At 69.6% G+C, this 11,509-nt stretch carries 11 protein-coding genes; 9 read left to right on the plus strand and 2 right to left on the minus strand.

Translation table 11 applies throughout. The features are described from left to right. Positions 1-148 precede the first annotated feature (148 nt). A complete protein-coding gene (gene rpmG, locus ACWCPY_RS36460) occupies positions 149-313 on the plus strand; it encodes a 50S ribosomal protein L33 (RefSeq protein ID WP_451272425.1) in 165 nt (54 codons plus the stop codon). Between the two features lie 192 nt (positions 314-505). Here rpmG and ACWCPY_RS36465 read toward each other — a convergent pair whose 3' ends face one another. Continuing rightward, complete coding sequence (locus ACWCPY_RS36465) at positions 506-1,180, minus strand: YoaK family protein (RefSeq protein ID WP_451272427.1); 675 nt, start codon at positions 1,178-1,180, stop codon at positions 506-508. A 201-nt stretch (positions 1,181-1,381) separates the two neighbouring features. Here ACWCPY_RS36465 and ACWCPY_RS36470 point away from each other — a divergent pair, with 201 nt between their 5' ends. The 4 genes from ACWCPY_RS36470 to ACWCPY_RS36485 all read left to right on the plus strand — a co-directional run bounded on the left by ACWCPY_RS36470 (position 1,382) and on the right by ACWCPY_RS36485 (position 5,151). Beyond that, positions 1,382-1,897, plus strand: a complete 516-nt coding sequence (locus tag ACWCPY_RS36470; protein WP_451272429.1) for a DinB family protein — start codon at positions 1,382-1,384, stop codon at positions 1,895-1,897. A gap of 294 nt (positions 1,898-2,191) precedes the next feature. Then, positions 2,192-2,707, plus strand: coding sequence for a lytic polysaccharide monooxygenase auxiliary activity family 9 protein (locus ACWCPY_RS36475; protein ID WP_451272431.1), 516 nt, complete (start codon positions 2,192-2,194; stop codon positions 2,705-2,707). Positions 2,708-3,042: 335 nt separating this feature from the next. Continuing rightward, a complete protein-coding gene (locus ACWCPY_RS36480) occupies positions 3,043-4,968 on the plus strand; it encodes a right-handed parallel beta-helix repeat-containing protein (protein WP_451272433.1) in 1,926 nt (641 codons plus the stop codon). 45 nt (positions 4,969-5,013) lie between these two features. Then, on the plus strand, positions 5,014-5,151 hold the full coding sequence (locus ACWCPY_RS36485; RefSeq protein ID WP_451272435.1) for a hypothetical protein: 138 nt from the start codon (positions 5,014-5,016) through the stop codon (positions 5,149-5,151). A gap of 45 nt (positions 5,152-5,196) precedes the next feature. On the opposite strand, the gene ACWCPY_RS36490 is transcribed toward ACWCPY_RS36485, so the two are convergent. Further along, positions 5,197-5,910: a hypothetical protein gene (locus tag ACWCPY_RS36490; protein ID WP_451272437.1), complete on the minus strand. Its 714-nt coding sequence runs from the start codon at positions 5,908-5,910 to the stop codon at positions 5,197-5,199. Positions 5,911-6,204: 294 nt separating this feature from the next. Between ACWCPY_RS36490 and ACWCPY_RS36495 the strand changes: the two genes are divergently transcribed. The 4 genes from ACWCPY_RS36495 to ACWCPY_RS36510 all read left to right on the plus strand — a co-directional run bounded on the left by ACWCPY_RS36495 (position 6,205) and on the right by ACWCPY_RS36510 (position 10,921). Beyond that, positions 6,205-6,867: an HAD family hydrolase gene (locus ACWCPY_RS36495; protein ID WP_451272438.1), complete on the plus strand. Its 663-nt coding sequence runs from the start codon at positions 6,205-6,207 to the stop codon at positions 6,865-6,867. A gap of 393 nt (positions 6,868-7,260) precedes the next feature. Then, complete coding sequence (locus ACWCPY_RS36500; protein WP_451272440.1) at positions 7,261-9,795, plus strand: ATP-dependent Clp protease ATP-binding subunit; 2,535 nt, start codon at positions 7,261-7,263, stop codon at positions 9,793-9,795. Positions 9,796-10,002: 207 nt separating this feature from the next. Then, positions 10,003-10,680 (plus strand): TNT domain-containing protein, encoded by a 678-nt coding sequence (locus tag ACWCPY_RS36505; protein WP_451272442.1) that lies wholly within the window; start codon positions 10,003-10,005, stop codon positions 10,678-10,680. A 7-nt stretch (positions 10,681-10,687) separates the two neighbouring features. After that, positions 10,688-10,921 carry a hypothetical protein gene (locus tag ACWCPY_RS36510; protein ID WP_451272444.1) on the plus strand — a complete coding sequence of 78 codons (234 nt, stop codon included), beginning with the start codon at positions 10,688-10,690 and terminating at the stop codon, positions 10,919-10,921. Positions 10,922-11,509 lie beyond the last annotated feature (588 nt).

Below are 11,509 nucleotides of genomic sequence, written 5' to 3' on the forward strand. Positions count from 1 at the left end.
TCGTGCGCCCGGCTCGATCGGGGTGTGCGCGAGACGTGGGGATGTGCGGCGGGAATGCTGCCGTGGTCCGATGCGTTGCACCAGCAGAACGAAAACGAAACCCATTCTCACCAGGGGAATGGGATCGTGCAGGAGTGCGGAGGCGCCCATGGCCCGCAGTGAGGCCCGTCCCGTGGTGACGCTCCGGTCGACGGCCGGAACGGGGCAGAGCTATGTCACCCGAAAGAGTCGCCGGAACCACCCTGACCGGTTGGTGCTGCGCAAGTTCGATCCCGTGGTGGGGCGGCATGTGCTCTTCCGTGAGGAGCGCTGACCGGGGAGCCGCCGGAAGGTGAGGTTCCGTGCCGTGGATCACAGTGCGGGGTGCGCGTTTCCGGGAACGGGAAGCAGTGGTTTATCGTTCACCTATAAGCGGATGACGCGCACCGCGCCCGCCCACAGGCCGCCCCGGCCGGATTCCCCCGATCCGGCCGGGGCTTTCCTCCTGCCCAGGGCTCCGGCTCGGTCAGCCCCGGGACGGCCGTCGGCGCAGAATCTCGATCAGCAGTGCGCCCGCCGCCGGCAGTGCAGCCACCACGGCCGCCGCGTCCGGCCACAGGCGTACGGTCAGCGCGGTCGCTGCGGCGCCCACCACGACCGCGATCAGCCTCCCGGCCACCCAGTGGTCCCCCTCCTCCCACGACCGCAGAGCCGCCCGGCCGACGAGGGCCGTGAGCGTGCCGGTGAAGTAGTTGGTGGGCGTCGCGCGGATCCGGCCCTGAATGCCCATGGCCGCGGCGATGAGCACCAGCAGCCCCAGCCGGTCCCCGTCGGAGGCGATCAGATCCAGTGCCCAGAGCATGGCCCCCGCCGTCAGCAGGGCCACCTCGGTCAGCAGCATCACCGGAAGCGACCACCGCAGACGCTCGTTCATCCACGCACCGCAGACGACGCCGATGCCGTAGGCGAGCAGCGAGGTGATCACCCGTAGTGCCACCCCGTGTTCCCCGCCGCCGGCGGCAGCGGCGCCGAGCAGCACCAGATTTCCGGTCATGACTCCGGCGAAGACCTGGCCGACACAGATGAAGACGAACGCGTCGGCCGCCCCGGAAGCGGCGGACAGAAGCAGCAGTGACCATTCGCCCCGTGGATCGGGACCGGCACCGCGGGCGGGAGCAGAGGGGCGCGTGGGAGTGGACACGCCTGCATTCTCGGTTCGGGCCCTGTCGGCAGCGGCCACTGGCGGCCCGTACGGCGTGCCGGGGGCTGCTCGTCCCGTTCCTGGTGCCCGGGGCGGCCGCCTCCGCCACCACGTCCACCACTGCCACCCGGTCTGACGAGCCCAGCGACGGCAGGTGAAAAACCCTGTCCGGTTCTGCCGCGGACGAGGCATGATCACGCCATGACATGGACAGCACCCGACGTGACGCGCACACCCGGTTCACTCGTGGCCGGCGAGCGCGAGATGCTCACCGGCTATCTCGCATGGTTCCGCAGCTCCCTGCTGCACAAATGTGCCGGGCTGACCGGGGAACAGCTCGCCGAACAGACCGTGCCGCCGTCGAATCTCACCCTTCTCGGGCTGATCCGCCACATGGCGAAGGTCGAACGCGTCTGGTTCAGGGAACGGTTCGCCGGCCAGGAGTTCGACCCGATGTACGACCCGGAGAAGGGCAAGGACGCGGACTTCGAGGACCTGGACCCGGCCCGCGCGGCCGAGGACTACGCCCGCCTCGTGGAGGAGAGCAGGCTCGCCGACGAGATCGTGGCAGGTGCCTCCCTGGACGACACCTTCGTCCATGGCGGCGAGGAGTACTCGCTGCGGCTGATCCATCTGCACCTGATCTCGGAGTACGCGCGCCACACCGGCCACGCCGACCTGGTGCGCGAGCGCGTGGACGGTGTGACGGGTGGCTGACGCACCGCCGGGCGGGACCCGGCGCGGCCGGGCGCACGGGTAGGGGCGGGCGGCACGGGCACCGTACGGCGGTGGCACCGCACGGCGCCGACACCTTGACGTGGACGCGTCGTTGGGTATGGTCTGGTCCAAGTGCAGTGCCCTGCCGGACGTCCCGGGGTTCCGGGCGTACGCGGCAGTGGTTCCTGCCATGCCCTTCGCACCTCTTGGCCCCCACACTGGAGAGGCCGGTCCGTCACTGCCGGGCCCCCACAGCCCGCTCGTGTGCGGCGACGCCTCAGGTGAAGGAGAAGCATGCACGCGAAAAGGAAGACGGCCGCAGTCATCGGTGCCTTACTCGCACCCGTACTGGCCCTGAGCCTGCCGGCAGGTTCGGCCAGTGCCCACGGATACATCTCGTCGCCGCCGAGCCGCCAGGCCCAGTGCGCCGCCGGGACCGTGAGCTGCGGAGAGATCAAGTACGAGCCGCAGAGCGTGGAAGGCCCCAAGGGGCTGACCAGTTGCAGCGGCGGCAACAGCCGGTTCGCCGAACTCGACGACGACTCCAAGGGGTGGGCGGTCACCCCGGTCGGCCGCAGCACCTCGTTCCAGTGGACGCTGACCGCCCGGCACGCCACGAGCACCTGGCAGTACTTCGCCGGCGGACGGAAGATCGCCGAGTTCGACGACCACGGCGCGCAGCCCGGCGCCACCGTCACCCACCAGGTCGACTTCGGCGGCCTGACGGGCAGGCAGAAGGTCCTCGCGGTGTGGAACATCGCGGACACCGCCAACGCCTTCTACGTCTGCATCGATGTGAACGTCGGCTGACCGGCGATCCCGGCCGGCGGTGCGCCGGAGCCCACGCCTGCCCGTGCGGGCTCCGGTGCACCGCCACCGGCGTATCGAGAACGGTCTCGATCGCCGCTCGGTGGCGGGACGTTCCCGGGGGAGTCATCCGATCCTTGCCGCGGGGCATCCGGCCGTCAGCGGTCGGATGCGGTACTTCCATCGCTGCGTGATCGTGCTTCCATCTGCTCGATGTTGCAAGAAGAGCAAGGCATCCGATCAAAGTCTTTCGCGGCGACCTCTCTTCGCACCATAGTGCTCTCAGCACTGCACAGAGCGTGCACAGAGGGAGCCGAAAACGAATGCATCGATGGCGCATGCGTAACCGTCCGATCCCCGTGGCCGTGGCCGTGGCCGCCACCGTCCTGTCCCTGCTCGCAGCCGCCGTACCGACGGCCACCGCCGCCGAAAGCCACCGGACGAGCAACCGCGAGACCCAGTACGTCGACTGCTCGGCGGACGCGTCCACCCGGACCGGATCGCCGGCCTTCCCCTGGCAGAGCCTGGACGAGGTCAACCGCCTCTCCCTCAAGACCGGTTCACGGATCCTGCTCAGGCGCGGCACCCGCTGCACCGGCACCCTTGCCCCGAACGGATCGGGCCGGCCGGGCAAGCCCATGGTCATCGGGGCCTATGGCACCGGCACCAAGCCCGTGATCGACGGCGGGGGCAACCCCGAGACGCTGCTGCTGAAGAACACCCAGTGGGCCGAGGCGCGCGACCTGGAGATCACCGACTCGGGTGCCCCGGGCCGGAACAAGCGCGGTGTACGAGTCCAGTTGGACGACTTCGGGACCGGCACCCATTACCGTCTGACCGGCCTGGACATCCATGACATCCGCGGCGACGACACCAAGGGCACCGAGGGCTCGGCAGGCATCCTCTTCTCCGTCACCGGCTCGAAGAAACCGACCAGGTTCGACGACGTGGAGGTCGCCGGGAACACCGTCACGGGTGTGGACCGAGAGGGCATCTACTTCGGATCCACCTGGAACAACCGTCCCGTGCACGGTGATTACGACCCCGACGGCCCCGCGTACCTGCCGTCCACCCGGGTCGTGGTCCGCGGCAACACCCTCCAGGACCTGGGCGGTGACGGCATCGTCATGACCGCCACCGACGGTGCTCTCGTCGAGCACAACCGCCTCGACGGTTTTCAGCGCCGCTCGGCCGGCTACAACGCGGGCATGTGGCCATGGAACGCGGACAACACCGTCTTCCAGTACAACGAGGTCTCCGGCGGCGAGACCACCCGCGACGGCATGGCGTACGACATCGACGAGGGCACCTTCGGCACCGTCTTCCAGTACAACGCCAGCCACGACAACGCGGGTGGCTTCTTCCTCGTCTGCACCGCCACCGGCAAGCTCGGCGACGCGGTCATCCGGTACAACGTCAGCCGCAACGACCACTTCCGCTCCATCGAGACCTGCTCGGGTTCCTTCGACGGCGTACGCGTCCACAACAACACGGTCTACGTGGGCGACGGGATCAGCCAGACCGTCGTCAACGAGAACACGACCGAGAAGCACGACCTGACCCTGACCAACAACATCGTCGTCAAGGAAGGGGAGGGAACGGCCTCCTTCAGCCTGAAGAGCGGCGGAGTCACCCTGTCCCACAACACCCTCGTCAACGTCCGCGGCGCCCCGGCCGACCCGGGTGGGTCCACCGCCGACCCCCGGTTCACCGACCGCACCGGGGAGCTGCCCGACGGCCTGAGGCTGCACACCGGATCACCGGCGCTCGGAGCCGGTACGGCCGTGGCCGACGACGCGGACAAGGACCTGTACGGCAACCCCGTCGCCGACCCGCCGAACACCGGCGCGTACCAGGGCCCCGGCGTGGACGGCACCGCCCCCGACCCCATCGAGGCAGCCCCGGCCGGACTGGCCGACGGAGGCTTCGAGAAGGGCCTCGCCGACTGGTCCACGCGCAACTCCACGGCGTCCACCGATGCCCGCACCGGCGCCGGCGCGCTCCGGCTGGACGCCCCCGAGGGCGACTTCGCCACCGGACTCGAGCCCGCCACCGTGTACGAACTCAGCGGCTGGATCCGCAGCGACGGCACCCCCACGACCCTGGGCGCCAAGGGCTACGGCGGCAGCAAGGACAACCAGGTCTCCGCACCACCTGGACCCGTACCGCACTGCAGTTCACCACCGGTGCGCACAGCGCCACCGCGACCGTCCACTGCTACCGGGAGAAGCCCGGCCAGGCCTCCTGCGACGACCTGGAACTGACCCGGTCGGGCCCCGAGGCCGTGCTCGACTCAGTGGAGGACCGCCGTGCGGGCGGGCACCATCGGGTACAAGCGCATCGAGTACCTGAGCGCGCCCGTCACCGCGTCCAAGGTCCGGCTGCGCGTCCTCGGTGCCCGTGCCAACCCGCACGTGGCGAAACTGGGTCTCCACAAGGCCTCCTGACCCGTCCCGCCCGATGCCCGCGCCCCGGCATCGGGCGGGACGCGTCTACGCCGTGAGGTCCTCCCGGTCGTCGACGCGCCGGGCCTGCGGAACACCGGGACGGGCCGCGGCAGGGGCCGGTGCGGCGGTGACGTGCTCGGTCTGTGTCCGGCGCCCCGGATCGTCGTCGAGCGGCCGGGCGTCGGTCCAGTAGATGCTGAGCATCGTGCGGAGGGTCGTCGGATGCTGGCCGGGGCCGGTGGGCACGGTCAGCCGGTCGAGATGCTGCCACAGCTCGTGGTCCACCTGCTCGGCACCTCCGCCGTTGCGGGCGTGGACCGCCTGGTGGCGCTGCACGGCCACGGCCAGTTCGCGGAGCGTCTCCCGGCTCTGCTGCCCGGCGTTGTGGCTCTGCGCGCGGTTCACGTTCCGCTGCTCCTGGCCCAGCTCGGTGATGGCCCGCTGGACCCGCTGGTGGAAGTTGGCCGTACGGCGGCGCAGCGACTCGAAGTCGGCCCGGGTGGCGAACCATTCACGCTTTCCCGCCTCGCCCCGGGCGAAGCACTGGACGCGGAACTCCTCGCGCTCGGTCTTGCGGCGCCGCAGGACGCTCGCGGTCCGTTCGTGGACATGCGTGAGGATCCGCCGGGCCCGCGGCAGATTGTCCGGGTGGGTGATCGCCGCCCATGTTCTGGCGTCGCGGGTGGGCGGGTGGATGTTCGAGGTGAGCATCTGCTCGAACTCTTTGTCGGCGAGCTGTGCGAGGTCCTGGGCGTCCACTACTGGCCTCCAAGCCGGTGTTGGGCGGTATGCGTCCAGCGTGGCGTATGACACTGACAAGCACGTAGAAATCCGGAAATAGAACGCACCGGTGGTGAAGGGGGCGACCGGTGGGCTCAGATGTGACAGTGCGTCAGCAGGAAGGCCGTCAGAGCGGTGTACACGCGACGGCTGCGACGCGACTGCCGAACGCGGAGCCATGAACACGCAGCTCAGGGCGGGGACACGGCCACCCCTGGCATGTCCGAAACTGTACGCCGCGCAACGGTTGGGAGAGGTACTAGGCTGCCGCCCATGACTCGGAGTCCTGTTGTCGAACTGGTGATCTTCGACTGCGACGGTGTCCTCGTCGACAGCGAGCGGATATGCGTGAAGGTGGACGCGGTGATCACGGCTGACCTGGGATGCCCGTTCACCGAGGCAGAGATCATCGAGCAGTTCGTGGGCTCGTCCGACGAGGTCTACACGGCTGCCGTGGAGCAACGGCTCGGACGGCGGCTGGAGAAGGGCTGGCAGCAGAAGTACGCGCACCTGTACCGGACGGCGTTCGACGCCGAACTGACCCCTGTCGACGGCATCGCGGAGGTTCTGAACGCGCTCGCCGTACCCGTCTGCGTGGCATCGAACGGTGATCACGACGGCATCAGGCGCAACCTGGAGATCACCGCCCTGAGCGAGCACTTCTCGGGGAACATCTTCAGCGCCGAAGACGTCGCGACCGGCAAGCCCGCCCCCGATCTGTTTCTCCATGCCGCCCGCTCCATGGGGGTGGAACCCGGACGGTGCGTGGTGATCGAGGACAGCGCGTACGGAGTCCAGGCAGCCCGCGCCGCCGGAATGCGGGCCTTCGGGTACTGCGGCGGTCTCACACCGGCATCGCGGCTCGAAGGACCGCGCACCACTGTCTTCGACGACATGCGAGAACTGCCCCGACTGCTCGCGGCCGTCGGTGTCTGAGGCCGCCAGGGGATCGACCACCGGCGCGAAGGCGACCGGGGCGACGGCGCCCAGCAGCAACACGTGAGCGGAGGGGTGCCGCTGTGGACCCGGACCTCCTCCGGAGGGCGGTGTCCGGTCGACACGTCACCCGATCGGCGTACTTTCGGCCGGTCGGTCACCGGGCCGGGAGGTCGGTGAAGCCGTGGTGCGTGCCGATCGCGGGCGCTGCGTGAGCGCCCGCGCCGTTGCGTGACGGGTTGCGCGTTGGTCTAGTGAAACCACCTGCCCATGGGGGCCACGAGGCGATCCCGCTGATCCGTGGGCCCCGGGCACCCCACGTCCGCGTCCGGCTCAGCGCGACCCCGGCCGGCCGTCCCACGCGCCCCCACCCGCACTCACTGGACGGTGACCATGACCATGTCCTCCTTCGGTTCCTTCGGCGGCCCGGACCCGTTCTCGGAAATGCTCAACCGGTTCTTCGGGATGTCCCCGGCGTCCTCCCCGCCACAGGTGCAGCGGGTCCCCATCGGACGGCTGCTGACCGAATCGGCCCGCGAGCTGATAGGCCGGGCGACCACACGCGCGACCGACGACGGCAGCCGGGACCTGGACACCGAGCACCTGCTGTGGGCCGCCACCCAGGTGGACCCGGCCCGCACGCTGCTCGTACAGGCCGGGGCGGACCCCGACGAGCTGGGCGAACGGATCGCCGGGATCCTGCCGGGGGAGAGCGCCACCCCGTCCGCGGAGCCGAGCCTGACCCCCGCCGCCAAACGCGTACTGCTCCAGGCCTACGAGCGTTCCCAGGCGGCCGGGGTCTCCTACATCGGGCCGGAGCACATCCTCGGCGCGCTGCTCGACGCCCAGGACTCCGGTGCGGCCAAACTGCTCGGTGCGTACGGCACGGACACCGGCAGGCTGCGGCGCGAGGCCGACAACGCGGCACGGGCCGACGGCACCCCGGCGGCCGGAACGAGCGACACCCCCACCCTCGACCAGTACGGGCGCGATCTGACCGAGGAGGCGAAGGCCGGGAAGCTCGACCCCGTCGTCGGCCGGGCCGAGGAGATCGAGCAGACCGTGGAGGTCCTCTCGCGGCGTTCCAAGAACAACCCGGTACTGATCGGTGAGCCCGGCGTCGGCAAGACCGCGATCGTGGAGGGAATCGCCCAGCGCATCGTGGCCGGCGACGTCCCCCGTACCCTCAAGGACAAACGGGTGATCGCCCTGGACCTCTCCGGCCTGGTGGCGGGCTCCCAGTACCGGGGCCAGTTCGAGGAACGGCTCAAGAACGTCATCGAAGAGGTGAGCGCCGCCGCGGACTCGACGATCCTGTTCATCGACGAGCTGCACACCGTGGTCGGCGCCGGGGCGTCCGGCGAGGGCGCGATGGACGCGGGCAACATGCTCAAACCCGCTCTTGCGCGTGGTGAGTTGCATGTCGTCGGAGCCACGACCATCGACGAGTACCGCAAACACATCGAGAAGGACGCCGCACTCGAACGCCGCTTCCAGCCCGTCATGGTGCCCGAGCCGACGGTCGAGGAGACCATCCAGATCCTGGAGGGCCTGCGCGACTCCTACGAGGCCCACCACCAGGTCCGCTTCGCCGACGACGCCCTGGTGGCGGCCGCCGAGCTGTCCGACCGCTACATCAGCGACCGCTTCCTGCCGGACAAGGCCATCGACCTCATGGACCAGGCGGGCGCCAGGGTACGGCTGCGCTCGCTCGGCAGGTCCACCGAAGTCGTCTCCCGCGAGGACAGACTCGCCGAGCTGGGGCGGGAGAAGGACGAGGCGGTCGCTTCCGAGGACTTCGAGAAGGCCTCCGGGCTGAAGGCACAGATCGCCGAGACCGAGGCCGAACTCGCGGGCATCGAGGAACGCCGCGAGGGCGTCATGGACGTCACCACCGCCGACATCGCCGATGTCGTCTCCCGCCGCACCGGCATCCCGGTCACGCAGCTCACCGCCAGCGAGAAGGAGAAGCTCCTCAAGCTGGAGGACGCCCTGCACTCCCGGGTGGTCGGCCAGGACGAGGCGGTCACCGCGATCGCGCAGGCGGTACGCCGCAACCGGGCCGGAATGGGCGACCCGGATCGGCCCGTCGGCTCCTTCCTCTTTCTCGGGCCCACCGGTGTGGGAAAGACCGAACTCGCCAAGGCCCTGGCCGAGTTGCTGTTCGGCGACGAGCACCGCATGGCCCGCTTCGACATGAGCGAGTTCCAGGAGAAGCACACCGTCTCGCGGCTCGTCGGCGCACCTCCCGGATACGTCGGCCACGAGGAGGCCGGCCAGCTGACGGAGAAGGTACGCCGTCAGCCCTACAGCGTGCTCCTGTTCGACGAGGTGGAGAAGGCCCACCCCGACGTCTTCAACACGCTGCTGCAGGTCCTGGACGACGGACGCCTGACGGACGCCCAGGGGCGGACGGTGGATTTCCGTCACACCGTCGTCATCATGACGTCCAACATCGGTGCCCAGCGCATCCTCGCCCACAAGGGCGATGTCTCCGAGATCCGCGAGGACCTGATGGGCGATCTGCGGGGACACTTCCCGCCGGAGTTCCTCAACCGCGTCGACGAGACGATCATCTTCCACGGCCTGGACAAGGGCGACCTCGGCCGCATCGTCGACCTCATGCTGGACGGCAGCAAACGCCGGGTGCGGGCCCAGGGCATGGAGCTGGAGGTCACCGAGGCGGCGAAGAAACTGCTTGTCGCGCACGGCCACCAGCCGGAGTTCGGAGCCCGCCCGCTGCGCCGCACGATCCAGACCGAACTCGACAACCGCATCGCCTCGCTGCTGCTGAGCGGTGAGGCGGAGCCGGGCGACACCATTGTCGCCGACGTCAAGGACAACGCTCTGGTCTGCTCGATCGGCCGCCCGGAGACCTCGGCAGAGGCCTCCGCCGAGGCCGGGAACGAGGCAGCCGCAGCCGAATAGTCCCGGCCGCTCCCGCCCACAGGGCCTGCCGCGCAGTTCCGCGAACTGCACGGCAGGCCCTGTGCGTCGTGTGAGCTCCACGAGCCACCGCGAGGCACGTCAGGTTGGCCGGTTCCGGGCGGCACGGCGCGGATGCTGTGGGTGAATGAACGGTTACCTTTCGTCAGTTACCCGTGATTGATCCACAGCACCCGAGGGGACATCTGAATGAACCGCATGCGCAACGTACTTGCCGTGCTCGGTATCACCGCCGGGCTCGTCGCGGCTCCCGCCGCGAGTGCCTCGGCGAAGCCGGAGAACCGGTCGCCCGCGGTCCCCGCCCGTCACGAGCCCTGCACCGGCGAGTTCCGCGGCGATGCCCGACTCGGCCCCAAGTGGCTTCCGAACAACCGGCTGGCCCCCGTGGGCCCGCTCCTCAAGGGGTACAAGCGCACCGGCGCGCTGTCCCCGCAGGCCTTCCTCAAGAAGTACTGGGAGGGCCCGGCCGACTCCGGCAGCTGGAAGTACCCGCCCAACGACGGATTCGGCCAGGTCAACGGGCAGATCGACAAGGAGCCGACCAAGCTGCGTCCGGGCCAGCGACTGGACCGCTTCGGCTCCGAGTACGGCGGCTACCTGGCACCCGCCGGTGACGCCTACGCGGAGCGCGCGCTGCCCCCGCAGAACCTCAACACCCGAGAGGCAGCCGTCGCTTGTGACTACCGCGTCTACAAGGTGGCCAAGCCCTTCTGGGTGTGGCAGGGCAGCATCGCACCCTGGTTCGAGCAGCCCGGAGGTGGTCAGCAGATCAAGCTGGACGCGGTCTTCCTCGACCCGGGCGAGGGGCAGCGGCTGAACGTCAAGTGGCTGCTGGACCACGACTACCTCACACCCGCCGGCGCGTAGGTCCGCCGTGGACCGTCGGGAGCTGCGCGCGGCGCTGGGCCGGGCAGGCGTAGCCGACGGCTATTACCGCATCGAGGGCGTTCACGAACCGGTCCCCACCCCCACGGACTTCCTGTTCCTGCGACAGGCGTCCGACGGGGGGTGGGAGACCGGCGCGTACGAACGCGGCACGTACGAGGTCATCGCCCGGCACCCGAGCGAACAGGCCGCCTGCGAACATCTCCTGCGCCTGCTCCTTTGAGGAGCGGCGGATGGGGTGGGCAAGGCGCCCGAGGGTGAACATCGCTACACGTACGGGTGATCGACCCTCCCGTGGGGCGACGCCGTGCCGGAGTCCGGCCGACTCTGCTGCTTGTGATCGAGAACTTGCTGCGTGCCGCCACGGTGGTCGCCCTCACCGCCCTGCCCCTCACCCCGGCGAGCCCGGCGTTCGCCGGGCAACGCCCCCTCTCGCCACAGGCGAGTCCATGCGCCGCCGTCGCGGCACCTGCCGGGCGTGTCTGTGTGCCGTCGCCGAAGCAGTGCTTCACGACACCGTGCCCCCAGTACGACCTCGTCGCCATCCCGTTCCACCCGCTGCCTTCGGATGGAGGAGCCGTGAACTCCCGAGGAGCAGCGGGCACTCCCTGACACCGGCGGTGGCATGAGGAGTACGGCCCGGGGCTGATGCGCCGGGCCCCCACGCATCCATGTGTGACCAGTGGCAGGACCCGTCGTTCGTCCGTGGCCGGGCGTTGATGCTCCTATTGCTCGTCAAGCGTTCTGAGGCATGAGGCGCAAGGTACTTTCGCTGCATGTCACTGACTCCCGACGACGAAGTCCGCAGCCG

This window comes from Streptomyces sp. NPDC002403 (genome assembly GCF_053593015.1).

Coding starts and splice junctions, on each gene's coding strand:
- rpmG (WP_451272425.1), top strand. CDS start 149: ATGGCCCGCAGTGAGGCCCGTCCCGTGGTGACGCTCCGGTCGACGGCC.
- ACWCPY_RS36480 (WP_451272433.1), top strand. CDS start 3,043: ATGCGTAACCGTCCGATCCCCGTGGCCGTGGCCGTGGCCGCCACCGTC.
- ACWCPY_RS36495 (WP_451272438.1), top strand. CDS start 6,205: ATGACTCGGAGTCCTGTTGTCGAACTGGTGATCTTCGACTGCGACGGT.
- ACWCPY_RS36505 (WP_451272442.1), top strand. CDS start 10,003: ATGAACCGCATGCGCAACGTACTTGCCGTGCTCGGTATCACCGCCGGG.
- ACWCPY_RS36500 (WP_451272440.1), top strand. CDS start 7,261: ATGACCATGTCCTCCTTCGGTTCCTTCGGCGGCCCGGACCCGTTCTCG.
- ACWCPY_RS36470 (WP_451272429.1), top strand. CDS start 1,382: ATGACATGGACAGCACCCGACGTGACGCGCACACCCGGTTCACTCGTG.
- ACWCPY_RS36475 (WP_451272431.1), top strand. CDS start 2,192: ATGCACGCGAAAAGGAAGACGGCCGCAGTCATCGGTGCCTTACTCGCA.